16 protein-coding genes are annotated in these 20,634 nt (G+C 35.8%); all 16 read left to right on the top strand.

The features are described from left to right. Positions 1–98: 98 nt before the first annotated feature. The 16 genes from H580_RS0113740 to pcrA all read left to right on the top strand — a co-directional run bounded on the left by H580_RS0113740 (position 99) and on the right by pcrA (position 20,506). Positions 99–887, top strand: coding sequence for an ABC transporter permease (locus H580_RS0113740; RefSeq protein WP_028595311.1), 789 nt, complete (start codon positions 99–101; stop codon positions 885–887). Continuing rightward, positions 877–2,232, top strand: a complete 1,356-nt coding sequence (locus H580_RS26410; protein ID WP_028595312.1) for an ABC transporter ATP-binding protein — start codon at positions 877–879, stop codon at positions 2,230–2,232. Before H580_RS0113740 ends, H580_RS26410 begins: the two co-directional genes overlap by 11 nt. After that, positions 2,225–2,929 carry a class I SAM-dependent methyltransferase gene (locus tag H580_RS0113750; protein ID WP_028595313.1) on the top strand — a complete coding sequence of 235 codons (705 nt, stop codon included), beginning with the start codon at positions 2,225–2,227 and terminating at the stop codon, positions 2,927–2,929. Before H580_RS26410 ends, H580_RS0113750 begins: the two co-directional genes overlap by 8 nt. Then, the gene (locus H580_RS0113755) at positions 2,907–4,235 is read left to right on the top strand and encodes a protein kinase (protein ID WP_028595314.1); all 1,329 of its coding nucleotides are present in this window, start codon (positions 2,907–2,909) and stop codon (positions 4,233–4,235) included. The genes H580_RS0113750 and H580_RS0113755 overlap by 23 nt, the downstream gene beginning before the upstream one ends. Beyond that, positions 4,228–6,252 carry a glycosyltransferase gene (locus tag H580_RS25525; protein ID WP_051217462.1) on the top strand — a complete coding sequence of 675 codons (2,025 nt, stop codon included), beginning with the start codon at positions 4,228–4,230 and terminating at the stop codon, positions 6,250–6,252. The genes H580_RS0113755 and H580_RS25525 overlap by 8 nt, the downstream gene beginning before the upstream one ends. Positions 6,253–6,679: 427 nt before the next feature. Beyond that, complete coding sequence (locus tag H580_RS0113765) at positions 6,680–8,125, top strand: glucosyltransferase domain-containing protein (protein ID WP_028595315.1); 1,446 nt, start codon at positions 6,680–6,682, stop codon at positions 8,123–8,125. 437 nt (positions 8,126–8,562) lie between these two features. Further along, positions 8,563–9,969, top strand: a complete 1,407-nt coding sequence (locus H580_RS0113770) for an undecaprenyl-phosphate glucose phosphotransferase (protein WP_028595316.1) — start codon at positions 8,563–8,565, stop codon at positions 9,967–9,969. A gap of 408 nt (positions 9,970–10,377) precedes the next feature. After that, a complete protein-coding gene (rfbC, locus tag H580_RS0113780; RefSeq protein ID WP_028595317.1) occupies positions 10,378–10,926 on the top strand; it encodes a dTDP-4-dehydrorhamnose 3,5-epimerase in 549 nt (182 codons plus the stop codon). Between the two features lie 11 nt (positions 10,927–10,937). Beyond that, on the top strand, positions 10,938–11,930 hold the full coding sequence (rfbB, locus tag H580_RS0113785) for a dTDP-glucose 4,6-dehydratase (RefSeq protein WP_028595318.1): 993 nt from the start codon (positions 10,938–10,940) through the stop codon (positions 11,928–11,930). Between the two features lie 511 nt (positions 11,931–12,441). Then, positions 12,442–13,164 (top strand): glycosyltransferase, encoded by a 723-nt coding sequence (locus H580_RS0113790; RefSeq protein WP_028595319.1) that lies wholly within the window; start codon positions 12,442–12,444, stop codon positions 13,162–13,164. Continuing rightward, positions 13,161–14,090: a Gfo/Idh/MocA family protein gene (locus H580_RS0113795; protein ID WP_028595320.1), complete on the top strand. Its 930-nt coding sequence runs from the start codon at positions 13,161–13,163 to the stop codon at positions 14,088–14,090. Before H580_RS0113790 ends, H580_RS0113795 begins: the two co-directional genes overlap by 4 nt. A gap of 23 nt (positions 14,091–14,113) precedes the next feature. Further along, entirely contained in the window at positions 14,114–14,488 is a 375-nt protein-coding gene (locus H580_RS27020) for a GtrA family protein (RefSeq protein ID WP_425414130.1), read from the top strand. A gap of 21 nt (positions 14,489–14,509) precedes the next feature. Further along, a complete protein-coding gene (locus H580_RS0113805) occupies positions 14,510–15,631 on the top strand; it encodes an FAD-dependent oxidoreductase (RefSeq protein ID WP_028595322.1) in 1,122 nt (373 codons plus the stop codon). Then, positions 15,628–16,608 carry a glycosyltransferase gene (locus H580_RS0113810; RefSeq protein WP_028595323.1) on the top strand — a complete coding sequence of 327 codons (981 nt, stop codon included), beginning with the start codon at positions 15,628–15,630 and terminating at the stop codon, positions 16,606–16,608. Before H580_RS0113805 ends, H580_RS0113810 begins: the two co-directional genes overlap by 4 nt. Positions 16,609–17,146: 538 nt before the next feature. After that, on the top strand, positions 17,147–17,899 hold the full coding sequence (pcrB, locus tag H580_RS0113815) for a heptaprenylglyceryl phosphate synthase (RefSeq protein ID WP_051217463.1): 753 nt from the start codon (positions 17,147–17,149) through the stop codon (positions 17,897–17,899). A 156-nt stretch (positions 17,900–18,055) separates the two neighbouring features. Then, entirely contained in the window at positions 18,056–20,506 is a 2,451-nt protein-coding gene (pcrA, locus tag H580_RS0113820; protein WP_028595325.1) for a DNA helicase PcrA, read from the top strand. Positions 20,507–20,634: the final 128 nt, after the last annotated feature.

Here is a 20,634-nt window from a genome sequence, read left to right on the forward strand (position 1 = left end):
CTAAATAAAATATCCTGCTCACGTGAAAATAACTCACGTTGAACAGGATATTTTGACGTTTGCAAAAAATACAATAAAGATTTAAAGGGGTTTATGAGATGGACTATACAAAAAAAATGTATATCAGTCTAGTTAAGCAGTTTACTATACGAGATATAGGATCAAGATACAAAAATTCATTTTTAGGACTTTTTTGGGCATTTTTATCCCCATTATTTATGCTGGCTATATATTCTTTTGTGTTTACTGAAGTATTTCAGTCTAGATGGGGGACCGAAATTAGTAATAAAATTGATTTTGCTCTCATTCTATTTTGTGGATTAATTGTATATCAAGTTTTCTCTGAGTCGGTATCAAAGGCACCGACACTTATTACTCAGAACCCTAACTACGTGAAAAAAGTGGTCTTCCCTTTGACGATATTACCCATTGTTAGTGTACTTACTTCTTTATTCCATTGCTTAATAGGTTTCATTATTCTGTTTGTGTTTATGTTTATTTTTGGATATCAGTTTCATTTGTCTATATTGCTTTTACCTGTGTTAATATTGCCACTAATTCTATTTACTATCGGCGTCAATTATCTTTTAGCTTCTCTGGGTGTTTTCGTACGTGACATAGCTTATACCGTGGCTGTTGTATTAAATGCTTTATTTTTTATGACACCTATATTTTATCCAATAACTGCAGTGCCCGAGAAGTTCCAAAGCATTATGTATTTTAATCCACTAACAGCAATCATTGAATCAATTAGAGGAATTATTTTTTCGGGAAAGATTGCTAATCCGACTGCCCTTTTAACTGTATCCTTTATTAGTGTCATAATATTCTTTGTCTCTAGATTGTTTTTTGTTAGAACTAGGAGGTACTTTAACGATGTCATCTAATCCAGCTATTATAGTGAATAATATTAATAAGGTTTTCCCTATGTACAATAAACCATCAGATAAACTTAAAGAGCTTATGAGTTTTGGTAAAAAACAGCTTCATCAGCAATTTCAAGCTCTACACGATATTTCCTTCGAGATTCCTAAAGGAAAGACGATGGGGATTATAGGAAAGAATGGATCTGGCAAATCAACTTTACTTCAAATTATTGCAGGGACTCTTGCGCCGACTAGCGGACAAGTTGTTACAAATGGAAAAGTTGCTGCAATATTAGAACTGGGCGCGGGGTTCAACCCAGAGTTTACAGGAAGAGAAAATGCTTATCTTAATGGAGCTATACTAGGATTAGGTAAAGAAGAGATGGATGAAAAATTTGCAGATATTGAATCATTTGCAGATATCGGTCATTTTATTGATATGCCAGTTAAGACGTACTCTTCTGGTATGTTTGTTCGATTAGCATTTTCGGTAGCAATCAACGTAGATCCTGATATTTTGATAGTCGATGAAGCATTAGCTGTGGGGGATATATTTTTCACACACAAATGTAAAAATAAAATGCGTGAGATTGTTGATTCCGGAAAAACCGTTTTATTCGTTTCCCATGATATTCTTACAATTAAAAGCTTTTGTGAGGAAGCAATATTACTGGATTCCGGAAAAATTGTAATGCGAGGCGCTGGAGATGTTGTAGCCGACGCTTATCAAAAATTAATGCATGAAGAAAACTATCAAAAAAATAACGAAACTAAAGGGGATGTAGTATCTAAAGATTCTAAAGAGCAATCTTCTACTTTAGAGGTTAATTTAAGTAAAATTACAGCATCCACAGATTGGTTTACTACAACTGAACTAACATCGCTGTCTCACTCAAGATTTGGTGATGGAGCGGCTAGATTTTCTGGTATTAAAATGTCTGATCCCGTTGGAGCTGAAAGCTCATTATTTCAGTATGGGGAAACTATGGTCGTGTCTGCATCAATAGTTTGTAATCAAGACATTAATCACAAACTTGAATACGGATTATTGGTAAGGGATATTAACGGTATTGACATATTTGGTTATAACTCATTTCTTGAGCGTAAAGAACTGGGGCCATGCAAAAAAAATGATAGAATTATTGTAAATCTAAGCTTTCCAATCAAACTATCGCCTGGTTCATATAGTATTGCACTCGGTCTAAAGGAGTCATTTCCTAGTCCCCATTATCATGATAAAGTATTTGCTGCAGCAGTTTTCGAGGTAGCACAATTGCCCGTCGGGACTTGGGTGCCTGGGATGATATCTATGGAAGGCAGCCTAACTCACAAATTAATGCTGGAGGAAGTCAAAGCCCATGGATAGAGAAATGTTTTATCAACCTATTTATGCTTCTAAGAAAGTTTTTAACTTAATAAGAAGCCGACGCTTTGATTTAATATCACAGTCTGATTTTAAGTCTGCTTATGGTTACGAACGTACCTGTCTTGATAGACTTATTATATTTAGTCGTGATCTTTTTTTAATTGGATTGCAGCCTAATTCTACAATTTTAGACTTAGGGTGCAATATTGGTTTCTTCTCACATTCGTTACAGGCAATGGGGTACAAAGTAACAGGTGTAGAAAACAATATCGCTTACGATGTTTTGGGCTTTTCGAAGGAAAAACCATTAGACACGGCAAGACGATTAAGTGAAGAATATAAAGTGTATCCTGAATTTTTTACTGAAGATATTGTTGATTATTTACAAAAATCGGTGAAATATGATGTTGTACTATGTCTAAATATTATACATCATTTTTTCAAAGGGTATGCTTCTCAAGGGAAAGTGGCTATTGAAACTGAGGATCTGCAGTCATTTTTGAAACTTCTTTCGGACACAACCCTTAAAGTAATGTACTTAGAATATAATGAAGAGTTTTCTGAATCTTTCGGCTGGGGAAGAGATCAAATAGAGCATCTAATCTTGAGCAGTACTGATTTTAGGGAAATCAAAAAGGTTGGCATAACGGTAGGAGCAGGAGGCGATTGTAGATATGTCTATAGATGTGAAAAGTAGGAAGTTTTTTGATGATCCTCAACTTATAAATAAATTAAAAGCTACAGACCTAGCTATTGATGTATGCGGATCTGATTGTTTACTTCATTCGATTAAAGTTGAGGACGATACAATATATCCAATCAGCGTAAATAATGAAAAAATAATAGTAGGATTACTTGCTTCCAATAATATCATATTACCACTTAAAGCAAATAATTGGTCAGGCCATCATTTATATGGTTATCCTGTTATAAGGGATTTGGAATCAAGATATCAAATCATGAATAAATTAGTTGGTACTGAACATAAAAATATAGTCCCAATAAAAGCAGTATGTAAATGTTGTGTTGAAATTCAGTTTTTAGATGGTGTTCAATTAGATGATAATATTTGGAGTTTTAATCATCAAGTACGAAAATACGACATAAAAAGCTTCAATGAGTTTTTGAATACTATGCTGCAGTTGGCGCAAGGTTTAGATTTTCTTCACAAACAAGGAATAGCTCACACTGATCCTGTGCCTACAAATGTAATTATGATAGCTGACGGAACTCCAGTTTGGATTGATTTGAATGACTGCATTCACCTTGATGAATTTTCTCTAAGTTTAGATTTAGCGGTATTCTATTCTTTAACTTGGCTTACTAAATTATCCGAGATGACCAATATAGATGAAGCTTTAGTAGCACATATAGAAGAATTGTTTATAAATGCAGATGACAGTTCTTTTTTAGAGAACTTCGCCAATATTCTTTTTGATTACTTAAGTGCTTCTGATGAAAATCGTCTAACTAAAGTGAAAAATCGTGATGTTAAACTATACGATGGATTAAATGTTGCTGATTCTCATTTGAAACATAGAGTTTTAATCTCTAGGAATATAGCTCACAGAAATATGTTCTTCCTTAAGTGGCAGGCTGTAGATAATATCCATTCGATTCGTAATTACGAAGCATTACTCAAATCAGAAGTTCACAGACATATGCTGCTTGAACTTGAATACGATCATGCTAATAGAGAAAGAATTGCATGGATTAAGCAATTAGAAGAAGGGAAATCTTGGCTTGAAGGACAGTATAACAATTGGAAAGAACGAGCTTCAGCTTTAGAGGAAGAGAGAGATTCCTTAAATAGAAGTGCGGGAAGTTTATTGGTAGAAAACGGGGAACTTAAACAAAAGTTACTTGAGAACGAATCTAGAGAAGCATTGCATTTAAATGAAATTAATGAGCTGAAAAGCCAACTCTCTATGATTCAAGGTTTGGGAGTGCTTGATTTTATAAAGATGAAATATTCAGAAAAAGGCGGAAATAAAAATGGTTGATAGTTGCCCGTTAGTATCTATAGTAATTCCGTGTTATAACTACGGACACTTTGTAGTGGAGGCAGTGGATTCTTGCTTAGCTAGCACCTATACCAACATAGAAATTATAATCGTAGATGATGGATCAACTGACCAGAATACAATTGAAGTTCTCAATCAACTTACTAAACCAAAGACGAAGATTATACATCAAAAAAATCAAGGGTTGCCTGCTGCAAGAAATACTGGATTTAAATTCGCTAGCGGTAAATATGTTTTACCATTAGATGCAGATGACACAATTGAAAAAACGCTAATAGAGAAGGCAACTTGGGTTTTGGAGAACAACCCTAATGTTGGTTTTGTATCCTTTTGGTTAAAGCACTTTGGAAATGAAGATTGGGTCTGGATGCCTCCAGCATTTGATATGAATAGATTACTGAATGAGAATACTGTGACTGTCACTTCTCTTGTTCGAAAAGAAGCGTGGGAATCTGTTGGTGGTTATAGTGAAGATATGAAAATGGGATATGAAGATTGGGAATTTTGGATATCACTTGCTTCAAAAGGTTGGCTAGGTCATCAAATACCAGAACCATTATTTAATTATAGAAAACATGGTCGTTCCATGATCGATTCTTCCAAAGAAAAGCATGATTTGATTATTCAACAAATTCGTTCAAAGCATCCTGAACTTTATAATCAACAACAACGTGTTGTGACTAATAATAATTATGATGCTCAATTTTATAAAGTTCTAAAAAAGATAACTCCTCGCTTCATAAAAGAAAGCACAAAAAAGATTATTTTAAGATATAAGCGTAATAAAACGGATAAACAATATTCGATTAAAGAAACAACGAGCAAAAGTAATACAGTAGAAAAAAAAAAGACATCTAAAGATAAAAAAAATATATTGTTCATATTTCCATGGTTAGAGGTTGGAGGAGCAGATAAAGTTAATTTAGATTTATTAAAGCAACTAGATCAAACTAATTATAATATTACAATAATCACGACCCTTGAATCTCATAATCCATGGTACGATAAATTTTATGAAGTTACGAATAACATATATCACCTGCCGAACTATATGAATTTTGAGAGTTATTTTGTCTTTATCAATCAAATCATACAGAATAACAACATTGATTTAATTCATATCAGTAACAGTAGAGAGGGCTATGAGCTTCTACCTAAGATAAAGCAATCACACGATATTCCGGTGGTTGCTTTAGTTCATAACTACGTCCCAGAGGACCCATGGGATTATGCCAGAATATCAGCTGAATATGAGCGGTATATAGATAAGATAATTGTTATTACTAATAGTCTGAAAAAAATTATGACTACGACTCTACATGTAGATGCGAAAAAAGTGTCTACTATCGAGAATGGTGTAGATGAACAAATGTTTAAACCTAGACCTAAGGATGTTTCAGTTTTGGAAAGTCTGGGAATAAACGATGGTGATGTCGTTATTTCGTATATTGGTCGTCTTAGAGAAGAAAAAGATCCCTTTAAATTTGTTCGTATAATGAAAAAATTTAATGAAATTAATTCTAGAAATAGTGAGGTTATCTTCCTGATCATCGGAGATGGAGAGCTTTTTGGAAAAACTAGAAAAATGATTGAGGCCCAGTCAATTAGTAATGTTAAATTATTAGGCGCGAGAGACGACATTCCTCATCTGCTATCAATCACAGATATAGTAGCTTCTACATCAATAAGGGAAGGGTTGCCTATAATCGGATTAGAGGCAATGGCTTCTGGAATATGTGTTGTTGCAACTAATGTTACGGGCTGGAATGATTTAATTGAAGATAAATGCGACGGTTTCTTAATTAATGGTGAGAAGGAATTTGCAGAGCAACTAGAAGTTCTAGTGAATAATGAAGATTTCAGAAATTCAATAGGTAAAAGTGCTCGGGAAAAGATTGAAAATGAATACTCTTTAAAAGTTTTTTCAATGAAATATGAGTTAATATATAAAGAACTTCTTGAAGAGAAACAAAACTTATATCCTATAGGTACTTAAAATTATTAAAGCGGTCAGACAATGGTTTAGCATTGCTCTGACCGCTTTAAGTAGATCTGTACAAAATTTTGAATTTTTACTGTTGCAAATAAGATATAATATTTTGTTGTATAACGTCGATACTACATTGCAGCATGTCACGCTTTATAAGAAAGCTGCGTTATGTACTTGGTCGTAGGAATTCGTGAGAATGGTAGTAAAGAAGTGCAATTCAAGTTTTCTGTAAGAAGTTAAGTAAACAATTTGCTGCTGTTGTAGCAATGGATTTGATCAAGCATGTGCAAGGACGACAATATATTTATGACATGAAAAATTTTGGGTTAAAAGAGTGATTATCGCTACCATTTAAAAGTCCATTGAAGTATGTGACTATATATTTGCTGACGATATTAGCATCTGAGTATTCAAATAAGGGGATTTTACATTAATGGATAAATACAAAGGTAAGTATATTGTATTTGGAGTTTTTTTATTTTCTATTATTATTTATGGTTTATTTATGGTTCCTCACTTTAGTCACGATTCATATTTTATACACGGAAATTTATATGAACATATAATTCAGAGTTCGACTCTAGGGCGTCCATTGATGTCAATATTAACATTTATATTTATGAAACTGAACTACGATTTGATCAGTAATCAAGTTGTGTTGACTGCAGTCTCTACTTTCATTCATGCATTAGCAGTCTACATATTATATCGTACTTGTAAAGATATCACTCAGAATAAACTCCTACTACTAGTAGGTTGTTATTTCGTGGTGTTCAATTTATATGCTGTGGAGATGTATTATTTCTCCTTTATGTTACCCTTTACTTCGATTGCTGTAATTCTGTTAGTTCTCGCAGCACGATTGTGCGCGGATTTGTCTATTCAAAACTTTATTGTGAGCGTTCTGTTGGTATCGTCTTCTTTATTACTCTATCAAGGATGGGGCGCCCTGTACATACCACTTAGTTTTCTTTTGTTGTTTTTAAGTACACAAGGTAAAATTACAAGACAGTCTTTATTCAGCACATTTAAAATCGTTATGGTTTACTTATTAGCGAGCATAATTAATCTTATTTACATGAAAATTATACATCCACTAATCTATGAAAGAGTATCTGCAAGAACGGGAGAAAGCGTAAATATAATAGCAAATATTAAAACTATCGGTGATAGCATTGACGATATGTTTGTTACATCTTTCAATATCTTACCAAAGCATCTTTACTTGCTCATACTTGTTTCATTGGTGATTATTTTAATTATTCTCAACGTTAGAAAAACGATATCACTATTGGTCTATTTTGGGGTTATTATTTCATTGATTGTGATGAGTTTAATACCTCATGTTATAACCTCAACTGTTTGGATAGTCCCCCGTTCTATCATGGGACTAGGAGCTTTACCAGGCATGTTGATAATTATGTTATGTATTAGCAGGGTTGACTTGAAGTTTAAGTTAGAGCGTATATTAAAATTATTGGCTGTTTTCTTCATTATTCTGTACAGTGTAAATATAAATAAACTTGCTAGCGATACACTGAAGACAAATGCAATAGATAGAGAAATTGCTTTAGTGATCCATTCTTACATAGAGAAGTATGAAAAGGAAACATCGCAAGTAGTGACTAAAATTGCTGTAAGGAATGATAACAATCCGACTTGGTGCTATGAAGGTATAAAATGCTATGGGGACTATAATACAAGGAGCTTAGTGACTTTCGCGGCACCGAAACTGATAAACTACTATACTCAAGGGAATTATTTGTTGGTAGATTATGATGAATCGATGGATAGTGGAGAGGAAAAGAAGGATTGGAATGTATTCAGTGAAGAGCAAATAAAAATAGTCGGAGATACTGCATTTGTAACTATGTATTAACATTATAATGTGGTACTTGTTTAATATCACAGAGCTATGCCAGAAGGTTGTAAGATCACCTTTGGAATAGCTCTATTTTTTTAGATTTCAGTAAGTGTAATACAGCAGATAAATTAATTTGTGAAGGAAACATATATGCTCGAAAAGGTGAGGACGCAGGTTTTTAGAGCTATGTAGCAATTGAAGTTTTAAAGTAGAATTAACCCACATGTGTATGTATTTTTAAGTTAGGGATATGAGACTTAACATTAAAATGAAAAGTGGACGCAACAAAAGACACTCTAATTACGTATGGATATTATAAAGTGTCATATATTTCAAATGACTGCATGATTTGGAGTTCCAAGTGAAGTATTCAAAAATAACTATTTGGTAATCAAAGGGCATGCGTTATACTTAAGGTTGAAAAAAATCATTTAAATAAGGTTGATGTCAAGATGATTCGCCAAAACCAAAGATTTTTAACCATCATGTATATTATCTTCGATTTGCTATGTATAGCATCATCATTTGGAATTGCTTGGTGGTTCAAGTTTCAGAGTGGATTGCTTGGAGGGGACTCGGCTCTTCCTTATAGCAGTTATCTTTTATGGTCTGGTGTATACGCACTAATATTTTTATCCATTGGATTTCTTGCTTCTCTATATGTAATACATCGTAAGAAGCGCTTTGCAGATCAACTTGTACGTATTATTCAAACGCAAGTCATTAGTTTATTTGTATTGTTTGGTTTGTTATTCTTTGTGAAGCAGGTCCATATATCGCGTGAATATTTGGCTATATTCGTTACGGTAGCTACGGTTCTAATGATTATATATCGATATGCAGTAAAGATAACACTACGAACGATTCGTCAAAAGGGATATAACAAACAGTTTATTCTTATTGTTGGAGCAGGCTCTTTAGGAAAGCGATTCTACTCTAATCTATCTTATTCGCCTGAACTAGGGTATGAAGTGGTTGGTTTTCTTGATGATCGAGCTGTTTGGGATGAGGATGAACAGAAAGCCTTCAGACCAATATTGGGTACCATAAACGAGCTTGAAGACATCTTAAATGAACAGCTTATTGACGAAGTCATTATTGCCTTGCCGCTTGATGTACATCATAAGTTTCCGACACTTATCAATACATGTGAAAAATCAGGAGTACGTACGCTTATTATTCCCGACTTTTTTGATTATTTGCCTGCTAGACCATACTTTGATAATTTTGCTGGGATGCCGCTTATTAATGTTCGTGATATTCCTTTAGATATGATGAGCAACCGCATATTTAAGCGCTGTTTTGATATTTTGTTTGCAGTTGCTGCTATTGTTTTGACACTACCTGTTATGGCTGTCATTGCATTAGGGATAAAGCTAACATCACGTGGGCCTATTATTTTCAAGCAAGAACGTGTCGGATTGAATCGTAGAAACTTTAATATGTACAAATTCCGATCAATGCGAGTGGATACGGTACATACTGCAGATACTCAATGGACAACGGAAAATGATCCGCGTAAGACCAAGTTTGGTAGCTTTTTACGAAAATCAAGTCTAGATGAGCTTCCACAGTTTTTTAATGTTTTATTTGGACATATGAGTGTCGTTGGTCCACGCCCAGAGCGCCCATATTTTGTTGAACAATTCAAGGAAGAAATTCCGAAATATATGGTTAAACATCACGTTAGACCTGGTATTACAGGATGGGCTCAAAGTAACGGACTTCGTGGCGATACCTCAATTGAGGAACGTATAAGACACGATATATTTTATATTGAAAACTGGTCTTTATTATTTGATATTAAGATTATTTGGAAGACAATTTGGAACGGATTCATAAATAAAAATGCTTATTAAGATAGGTATAAAATGAGGAAAAAACTCCCCAGACTGAGAATACGATTCTTAGGAAGGGGAGTTGGTCGTTTATGAAGCAAGCGCCTGATTCTTGGGAAAATGGTATAACGGGACGAGGATGGTTGAACGGCATACTTTTAGGTGTGTTGATGTGGCTAATCATTATATTTCTATGGGTATGGCTATTTTAGATTGAAGAGTGTTGTATATAACTTTTTGAAATAATATATGTAAGATGAAGTGAGCTAAGTAAGCCCGCACTGTATTTTTAGGTGCGGGCTGTTTTATATGCAGTTTGAAAAAATGTCCATGCGTCTGAATTACTATCATTTTTGCTTTTCACGTGCATACACTTGAACAAGATGTTTAATGCGTAAAATATTTACCTTAAACGAGGTGGGCATAGCAATGAAGATTGTCTATTTAGCTTTAGCTGGCTCTTATCTCATAGAACCTGTAGTCCATGATGATAAGCGAGGCTTTTTTATGGAAAGTTATAATGAAAAAAAATACTATGACCTAGGTATTAAATATAAATTTGCTCAAGACAATCAATCCCTCTCGGTGGAAACAGGTGTACTTCGGGGATTGCATTATCAGTTAAATCCTAAGGCCCAAACTAAGCTCGTACGCGTACTTTCTGGGGCAATTTATGATGTTATTGTTGATATTCGTAAAAGTTCTCCTACCTTTGGACAATCAGTAGGTGTTATTCTGAGTGAATATAACAAGCGTCAACTGCTTGTACCTAAGGGATTTGCTCATGGGTTTTGTACGTTAGTTCCTAATACGCAGGTGTTTTATAAGGTGGACGAATATTATTCACAAGAATATGAACGAGGTATACGTTGGAATGATCCTGCGTTAGGAATTAATTGGCCAATATCTAGTCCGATTTTATCTGCAAAAGATGAGCAATTACCATTGTTACAAGATGCAGAGGTGAACTTTGAGTAGGGGGAGAAAGTGTGAGATTACTTGTTACAGGTGGCGCCGGTTTTATCGGAAGTAATTTTATCAGGTTCATGCTAAATAAATATCCAAATTATCAAATTACTAATGTGGATGCGTTAACATATGCAGGTAATCTAGGGAATCTGAAGTCGGTATTTGAGAATTCTAATTATACTTTTGTAAAGGCTGATATTACGGATGTGTCAGCAATTGAGAAGTTATTTCAGGATGGTATTGATGTTGTTGTTAATTTCGCAGCAGAGTCACATGTTGACCGTTCGATTGTCGATCCAGGTATTTTTGTGAAAACGAATGTTCAAGGTACACAAGTATTACTGGAGGCATCTAAAAGATATAAGATAGGAAAATACGTGCAAGTATCTACAGACGAAGTGTATGGTTCTCTTGGCAAAACGGGGCTGTTTACAGAAGAAACACCGTTGTCTCCAAATAGCCCCTACTCGGCAAGTAAGGCTGGGGGAGATTTGTTAGTACGTGCTTATTACGAAACATTTGATCTTCCCATAAATATTACGCGCTGTTCTAACAACTACGGGCCTTTTCATTTTCCTGAAAAGTTGATCCCCTTGGTTATTACGAAGGCGCTTGCAAATCAGGAGATTCCACTCTATGGAGATGGCCTTAACATCCGTGACTGGTTATATGTAGAAGATCACTGCAGCGCGATAGACTTAGTTATTCATAAAGGGGCAAATGGCGAAATTTATAACATAGGCGGTAACAACGAACGTACAAATATTCAAATTGTAAAATTCATTTTGCAAGAACTGGGCAAACCAGAGTCGTTAATTCGCTATGTGGAAGACCGTCTTGGCCATGATCGACGCTATGGTATTGATGCGAGCAAGATTACAACAAAGCTTGGATGGAAACCAAAGCATAATTTCGAGACGGGAATTAAAGAAACGATACGTTGGTATCTTGATAATAAAGAGTGGTTGGAGAGAATTTCGTCTGGCAAATATCAAGAGGACTGTCACAAATAGTGTGATCAGTATGGCTTTAAATCATAGTAATAGTTAATAGAGCGTATGATGAAAGATATTAATGAGAGCTGCGCTTACTGTTAAGTAGCGAGTGGCCATTTCGAAAAGTAGTAAAGCTATGCTAGATGCTAATAATTGATTTTTCCTAGATAGTGGCGTATAAACAGTTTCATGTTATAATAGTCGCACAATTGGTTGACGGAAACATTTATCGCTGCAATGATTAAATCTCTTACAGAGATAGCTTATTGAGGCCGTGAAAATGCGATAAAGAATCTTTTACAAGTTCCGATGGGAAACGGCTGTAAGAGGTTCTTTTCTTTTTTGCATGGGGTTCATATCTATATCAATATTATGGGGAATTTAAAATGCAAAAATGAATAAACTTCCAGTTTTAAAGTGTTACGGATATCTTGTGGGGGGCAAATCTTGAATTGAATATTGGCAAGTACAGTATTATTATAAGTTTTAAAGCCATTTTTAAACATAGCGGATTATGTAGGAGGAAAAAATGAAAATCAATATAATTATCCCCGTATTAAATGAGGAGTTACGAATACGAAAGGGAATAGAAACTGCAATTGACTTTTTAGAGATGAACTTGAGCGGTAAATATAAATTAACAATTGTGGATAATGGTTCTACTGATAAGACCGAACAGATTGCTAATGAATTAATTCAAAAACATGGAGCTATTGATTATATTAAACTTTCTCAAAGAGGCGTCGGACTTGCTTTGAGAGAAGCGGCTAAAGTTAATGAGCATGAGATTATTGGATATATGGATGTGGATCTATCAACGGACCTTCGTCATATTTTAGAAGTTTACGATTTATTTGAAAAAGAGAAGAATACTAATATTGTGAATGGTTCTAGACTTCTTAGTTCTTCAGAGGTTGAAGGAAGAAAGGTGTTAAGAGGTATTACTTCAAGAGGTTTAAATGTCATACTCAAAGTGGTATTAGGGGTCAAGTTTACTGATGCTATGTGTGGATTTAAATTTTTTAAGAAGGATACCTTAAATAAGTTAATTGAAAAAAGCAGTGATAATAACGGATGGTTTTATTGTACCGAGCTTTTAGTTAGAGCCGAGTGGGAAAGAATTCAAATCAAAGAGTTACCCGTAAAGTGGGAAGATGATCCTAACTCTAAAGTTAAAGTAATTAAATTGAGTATAAATTATTTGAAAGAGATTATCAAATTACGGAAGGATAAAAAAAGGAGTACGTCATGATCAAAGTTGCATTGATTGGGTATGGATATTGGGGAAAGATTATAAGAAAATATATAGAAGAAAATGATGGTGTTATATTAAAAAGAATATATGACCGTAATCATAGCGACAATATATTGTTTACAGATAATCTTGATGATATTGTTAATGACCCTGAGATTGAATGTGTGTTCATTTGTACACCTGTCCATACACACTATTATTATTGCAAACTGTTCTTGACAAACGGAAAACATGTTTTCTGTGAAAAACCTTTAGCGATACTAACTAAAGAAGTAGATGAATTAATTGAAATAGCTAGAAATAGCAATAAAGTGCTGTATACAGATTATATATATACCCTTTCAGAGGGGATTAATAAAGTTCGTAACTTACGAGCAGAGATCGGGAAGTTGCAAGCAATAGAAGCTAGAATAGAACAATTCGGTGCTTTTTATAAAGATGAACATGTATATGAAGTTGTTGGAGTCCATTTACTTTCAGCAATTATATATATACTGGAATGCTACGATAATGAAATTGAAGTGAAGTTCATCGATTTAGTTACTAACAATGATGGTTTTTGCACGGTAGGAAAGATCACTATGGAGATAGACGATTTATCAGTAAACATGCATTGTGATCTTCTTTCAACTTGTAAAAATAGAACAATTAAACTAATAGGAAGTCATGGTATTATTCAATTTGATATGATGAAGCAGCCTACAGTTGAATTACTTAAGATTCAGCGAGATGGTCATAAGTATGAGCAGATTGAAAAAATGGAATGGTCATTTGATGAGGGTAATAACTTAATCTACGCTATTAATCAATTTATTCATTTTGTTAATAATGATAGGTTTGATTCAAACAACCGTTTAGCAAGCCTCGTTACTAAATTGTTAGATAGAAAGGTGCTCTTACGTACTCATAGAGGTGTTGAGTGAAAAAACATATTGTTCTTTATATTGTGTTTGGAGTTTTAACGACGTTAATAAACATTGTTAGCTATTGGCTATTAGTTGAGATGAGTATCAATTACATCATTAGTAATATAATTGCCAATATACTGAGTATACTTTTTGCATTTATCACTAATAAGATATATGTATTTAAATCAGTGCAATGGACTACGGCTGTGTTATCGAAAGAATTATCCATGTTTCTAACCTCAAGAGCTCTAACGTTTGGTCTTGATGTTGCTTTGATGTATGTATTAATAGATATGGTTGTCATGAATGACCTTATAGCTAAGTGTCTAGTAAATATTCTTGTTATCGTGATAAATTATGTATGCAGTAAATTTATATTTAGACAAACCCAAAATAGTATAGAACACATGTGAAATAAGCCGGAGGGTACCAACATGCAAGTAAAAAAATATGATTACGTAATATTTGGTGCGGGCATTTATGGATTGTTTGCAGCGAAGCATCTTGCAGATAAGGGGCTGCATGTTGCTCTAATTGAAATAGATTCTGGCGCGTTACAAAGGGCTAGTTATATCAATCAAGCTCGAGTGCATAACGGGTATCACTACCCACGTAGTGTATCTACAGCGATAAAATCAGCTAAATATTATGATAGATTTAATAATGACTTTTCATTTGCGCTTAATAATAAGTTTAAAAAAGTATATGCGATATCAGCAAATGATTCATTAACAAACGCTGAGCAGTTCGTTAAGTTTTGTGAATATATTAACATACCTGCTGAAGAGATAAACAGTAATAAATATTTTAACAAAGGTTCTGTAGAGGCAACTTTTGAAACAGCGGAATACAGCTATGATGCAAAAATGATAAGAGATTGGTATATGGAGAGTTTGAGTGGATATAAGCATGTTGATCTTTTATTTTCGATGAAATTAGATAAAGTATCCAAAAATGATGTTGAGTTTGTTATGACATTTGAAAACGATATGTGTATAAAAACATCAAAAGTGTTAAATGCCACCTACTCAAGTATAAATCAGCTGAATAAGAAATTTGGATATGAATTATTTAATACGAAGTATGAGATTTGCGAAGTAATTCTTGCAGATGTCAGCAGCAATTTAAAAGATGTTGGAATCACAATTATGGATGGACCCTTCTTATCAGTAATGCCTTTTGGGCTTACAGGCAATCATTCTTTAACATCGGTAGGGCACACACCGCACGAGTCGTCTCATAATCAATTGCCTTCATTCAGCTGCCAAACCCACAACAAAAGTTGTACTTCTGAGATATTACAAAATTGCAATGTATGTAGTGCACGACCAGAATCTGCTTGGAAACGGATGTATCAACTATCAAAAAAATTCTTAGTACCGGATATTGAAATCAATTACAAGTCGTCTCTATTCGCTGTTAAAGCATTAATTAGTGCGTCGGAGTTAGATGACTCTAGGCCAACCATTATCAAATCATTTTCGACAGAACCTTCATATATTTCAGTATTTTCAGGTAAATTCAACACGATATATGATCTGGAGGATGTTCTATGAAAGAACAAGTATTTATTTCGGTAGTAGTTTATTTACACAATTGCGAGCGCACAATTGAGTCTTTTATTCGTTTTTTAGATAAATCTATTTCTGACACATTTGAAGATTATGAAATAGTGTTAGTTAATGATTGTAGTAAAGATAAGACACTTGAGAGAGCAAGAATGGGGATAAAAGGTTTAAAAGGGGACTGCACAATAATTAACTTATCCAGAAAGCATGGCGTCGAGCAAGCAATGATGGCAGGTTTAAATAAATCAATGGGCGACTTTGTATTCGAAATTGAATCGACAACAATTGATTATGCAGATGATATTTTCTCTACTTTGTATCAGTATGCAACTTCTGAAAATAATGATATAGTTGCAGCGTCTTCTGATAGAACTTCTTTTCACTCAAAAGTGTTTTATAAATTGTTAAATAAGTTGTCTTATCTCGATATGAGTTTATCTACTGAATCCATCAGACTTGTAAGCCGTAGAGCTTTAAATGCAATGTTAAACTTAAAAGAAAAAGTGCGATACAGAAAAGCTCTATATGAATACACAGGTTATTCAAAAGCGGTGCTTCACTATGAAGCTGATAAATCTGTTCCGGCGGATAAGAAGAAGCTTAATAGAGAAAATATCTCTTTGGCAATAGATGTTTTAGTCTCGTTTTCCAATGCTGGATTAAAGCTAGCTCATTATTTATCTATTTTATTCTTTACTTTTTCGATGCTAATGGGAGGATATACGATCTACAGTTACTTATTTAATGAATCTATTGTTCAAGGCTGGACTACAACGATGATATTTGTATCGTTTGGTTTTGCGGGTCTATTCTTTATTGTAGGTTTACTAGGGGAGTATATATCCAGAATTCTAATAGAAACACAAAACAGACCATTCTACACTACTAAATCGGTTGAATCCTATAAACCGGAGCGAATAATGATTCAAAAAGTAGAGAAAGAGAGAGAAAAAGTACTTGCGTGATCTGGTTTTTAGGTAGATATGTAAATGAGTCGATCACAAGAGTATTACGCTTTAACGGCAGTTACCGATAATTCTCGAAATTACTAAGAACAATTTGTATGTGGGGGAGGGAAGCTGCCAAGCTATATCTCCCTCATTTATTTATTATTTGCTCTGGGAAAGCTACGAATACATCCCCTAAACATACATTTCTTTTATCTTTCATATCAATTTGTCTTGGCTTCGACGATTCAACGATTTAAGTTATTTGATAAGGCAATTTCTTCGAATTGAATCTATCTGGAGTTTTAGAAGCTCCGAGTCATAATATATATATTGCTGTAAGAAATTCAATTTTTGTTTTCTGTTTTCTTAAATCAGATGCCTGGATGATCTATTATTAGGGGTCATTATTTTAGATACATATGTTCCCGCCTCACATTGACACCCCCTACAGACTCCCTTAGACTTATCATTATTGGGCGTAACAGCGCTGAACGTGTAGTGAAGTATGGCCACTTTCTAACATCGGCTGTAAGGATAGAGTGGAGGTAACAGCATGAATGCTTCGATAAAGCAACCGGCACATAGAAGTGCAATTGATGATATACAGTTGCCATCATGGCGACATGTGTTTAAGCTGGACCCTGATAAGGAAATCAGTGATGACGAATTAGAGCAAGTGTGTCTCTCAGGCACAGATGCTATTATCGTTGGCGGATCGAGTGGAATAACATTTGACAATACAGTTGACTTGATGGCGCGTATTCGCCGTTATGAGCTGCCAGCCGTTCAGGAAGTATCGGACTTAGATGCTGTCGTCCCAGGATTCGATGCATACTTGATTCCAATGGTACTTAACACGACCAATCCAGACTGGTTGGTTGGCCAGCATCAGCGTGCGATTGAGCAGTACGGGTATATGATGCCTTGGGAGCTTCTTATCCCTGAAGGGTATTTAATACTTAATCCAGACTGTACAGCAGCAAAGGTGAGTGAAGCGAATGCAGCTCTATCAAAAAAAGAAGCTGTCGCTTATGCACAAGTAGCGGACAAGCTGATGCAGCTTCCGCTCGTTTATGTGGAGTATAGCGGTACATTTGGAGATATGGATACAGTGAAAGCCATTCAATCAGCAGTGAGTCAGGCATTTGTTATTTACGGTGGCGGTATAAAGACGGTAGAACAAGCGCAGCAGGCTGCTGAGTCTGCGGATGTAGTCGTTGTAGGGAACATCATTTATGAAGATATGGCTGCAGCATTGGCTACGGTAAACGCAGTTAAGAAGATCGCTAAAGAGGACAAAGTGTAAGTTAGGTTATGAGAACCTATTGAATAACTACAGACTGTAAATAGAGTCTTATCTCTGTTTGCGGAAGAACTCAACGTATTCAATTTTCTTCTATAATACATGAGATAATCAGGCTAAACAGGACAACCTATTTATATAGAAAGGAGCAACGGCATTATGTTTGAATTTTTACAATCATCTGAAAATGATAATAAGCGAACTAACCCTCAATTAAGTGTGGACATCCATGATGCAATCAAGAAGCTAAATCCGGAACAGGCACGTGCTGTTGAGACAACAGAAGGACCACTGCTTATTATGGCGGGAGCGGGTTCAGGTAAGACTCGTGTGTTGACGCACCGAATCGCATATTTAATTGCGACACGTAAGGGGGCTCCATGGAGTATATTGGCGCTTACATTTACGAATAAGGCAGCTCGTGAGATGCAGGAGCGTGTAGCCAAGTTAGTCGGACCAGAAGGTCACGATATTTGGGTGTCAACGTTCCACTCGATGTGTGTGCGCATTTTACGTAAAGACATCGAACGTATTGGATTTACATCCAACTTCACGATTCTTGATTCTTCTGATCAGCTTTCGGTTATCCGTGGTTGTATGAAGGATTTGAATATAGACACGAAGCAGTTTGACCCGAAGGCTGTACAAGCTGTTATGAGTTCCGCTAAAAATGAACTTATCGGTCCAGGTAGATTCGAGCAGAAAGCAAGGGATTATTTCGAAGGCATTGTAGCGAAAGTTTATAAGGCTTATCAGAAGCGACTTAAAGCTAACAATGCGTTGGACTTCGATGATCTAATCATGAAGACAACAGATCTATTCCGTGAAGTGCCAGAAGTGCTCGATTATTATCAGAAGAAGTTCAAGTACATCCATGTCGATGAGTATCAAGATACGAACCGTGCTCAGTATATGCTGTGCCGCATGCTGGCAGATCAGCATCAAAATATATGTGTCGTTGGTGATAGCGATCAGTCCATTTATGGATGGCGTGGTGCGGATATTACGAACATTTTGAATTTTGAAGAGGATTATCCAAGCGCAACGGCTATTCTATTGGAACAGAACTATCGTTCTACGGCGAATATTTTGAATGCAGCGAATGAAGTCATTAAGCTGAATACAGGACGTAAGCCGAAGAAGCTGTGGACGGACAGCGGCGAAGGTAATCTAATCAAGCTTTATCAAGCAGATACAGAGCATGATGAAGGTTATTTTGTTACGGCTGAGATCAAGAAAAATCAGATGAGTGGTATGTCCTACGACAATCACGCCATTTTATATCGCACAAATGCACAGTCGCGTGTAATCGAGGAAATTTTAATCAAGTCGGATATTCCGTATCAAATTGTCGGCGGCATTAAGTTCTACGACCGTAAAGAGATTAAAGATTTGCTTGCATATTTAAAATTAGTTTCGAATCCAGATAGCGATATTGATTTGGATCGTATCATTAATGTGCCGAAACGTGGTATAGGTGCGACAACATTGGCTAAGATTTCTGAAGCAGCTACATCACGAGGCGTTTCCATGATGCAAGTCATTACAGATATGGATATGCTGGATATTGCACCAAAAACCAAGAACGCGCTGCGTGAATTCCATGCTATGATTGATAGCTTGCACCGCATGTTGGAGTACTTGTCTGTTACCGAATTAACAGAGAAGTTGCTTGAATTGTCCGAGTACAAGCTTGAGCTTCAACGTGAAAATACATTGGAATCTAAGGCAAGACTAGAGAATATTGATGAGTTCTTATCTGTTACGCAAGAATTCGAGAAACGTAATGATGATAAGTCGCTCGTTTCCTTCTTAACGGATCTTGCTTTAATTGCAGATATCGATACGCTTGGAGACAAAGCAGATGAGAACGAACCACAAGATGCTGTCATTTTAATGACCATGCACAGTGCGAAGGGCTTGGAGTTCCCAGTTGTATTTATTATTGGTATGGAGGAAGGGGTATTCCCGCACAGCCGCACGTTTACGGATGAAAATGAGCTGGAGGAAGAGCGACGTCTCGCGTATGTAGGCATTACACGTGCGGAGAAGCAGTTATTTATGACCTGCGCGCGCACACGAACGTTGTTTGGGCGTACAAATGCGAATAAGCCATCTCGTTTCTTAGATGAAATACCGGAGCATTTAAAAGAGGACGTTTCACCTTCAGGAAGCCGCTATGGCCAATATGACCGTTATGGCCGTCAGGGATCTGCTTCTGCTTACGGAGGGCGTGGATTAGGTTACAGTGGATCACAGTCCGGTACGGTTGGCTATGGAGCTGGAGGAGGTATTGCGCCAGGTCAGTCACGATCTGGTGGCTTTGGTTCAGGTGGAGCGAACCAAACCGGTTCAATGGGAGCGGGACAAGGAGCTCGTCCAAGTGCGCCGCAAGTGAAGGTAACATCTCCACTCGATAAAGCACGTGAAACAGGCGGTGGCAATGCCTCATACGTAGCAGGTGACAAAGTATCTCATGCGAAGTGGGGAACAGGCGTCATCGTATCTGTAAAAGGGACGGGCGCCGATACGGAGCTGCAAATTGCCTTTCCAGCACCAGTAGGGCTTAAACGTTTGTTGGCAGCATTTGCGCCAGTAACGAAGGTGTAAGTATTTAAGGTTCTAGCAAACGATAAAGCTTTTTATAGGAACGGTGAAAGCCGAAGTTCAATTTAATTAGTCGTGTGTTAAATTTGAGTTTGAGTTTGCTCGTATTTGACCTTGAATTTTATCTTGAC

It is taken from the genome of Paenibacillus assamensis DSM 18201, from assembly GCF_000422445.1.
Taxonomy (GTDB): domain Bacteria; phylum Bacillota; class Bacilli; order Paenibacillales; family Paenibacillaceae; genus Paenibacillus_B; species Paenibacillus_B assamensis.

Bases quoted from the DNA above. Each gene is read 5' to 3' on its own strand.
- H580_RS0113790 (WP_028595319.1), top strand. From the start codon at position 12,442: ATGAAAATCAATATAATTATCCCCGTATTAAATGAGGAGTTACGAATA.
- H580_RS0113750 (WP_028595313.1), top strand. From the start codon at position 2,225: ATGGATAGAGAAATGTTTTATCAACCTATTTATGCTTCTAAGAAAGTT.
- H580_RS0113740 (WP_028595311.1), top strand. From the start codon at position 99: ATGGACTATACAAAAAAAATGTATATCAGTCTAGTTAAGCAGTTTACT.
- H580_RS0113795 (WP_028595320.1), top strand. From the start codon at position 13,161: ATGATCAAAGTTGCATTGATTGGGTATGGATATTGGGGAAAGATTATA.
- pcrA (WP_028595325.1), top strand. From the start codon at position 18,056: ATGTTTGAATTTTTACAATCATCTGAAAATGATAATAAGCGAACTAAC.
- rfbC (WP_028595317.1), top strand. From the start codon at position 10,378: ATGAAGATTGTCTATTTAGCTTTAGCTGGCTCTTATCTCATAGAACCT.
- H580_RS0113810 (WP_028595323.1), top strand. From the start codon at position 15,628: ATGAAAGAACAAGTATTTATTTCGGTAGTAGTTTATTTACACAATTGC.
- H580_RS25525 (WP_051217462.1), top strand. From the start codon at position 4,228: ATGGTTGATAGTTGCCCGTTAGTATCTATAGTAATTCCGTGTTATAAC.
- H580_RS26410 (WP_028595312.1), top strand. From the start codon at position 877: ATGTCATCTAATCCAGCTATTATAGTGAATAATATTAATAAGGTTTTC.
- H580_RS0113765 (WP_028595315.1), top strand. From the start codon at position 6,680: ATGGATAAATACAAAGGTAAGTATATTGTATTTGGAGTTTTTTTATTT.
- pcrB (WP_051217463.1), top strand. From the start codon at position 17,147: ATGAATGCTTCGATAAAGCAACCGGCACATAGAAGTGCAATTGATGAT.
- H580_RS0113755 (WP_028595314.1), top strand. From the start codon at position 2,907: ATGTCTATAGATGTGAAAAGTAGGAAGTTTTTTGATGATCCTCAACTT.
- H580_RS0113770 (WP_028595316.1), top strand. From the start codon at position 8,563: ATGATTCGCCAAAACCAAAGATTTTTAACCATCATGTATATTATCTTC.
- H580_RS0113805 (WP_028595322.1), top strand. From the start codon at position 14,510: ATGCAAGTAAAAAAATATGATTACGTAATATTTGGTGCGGGCATTTAT.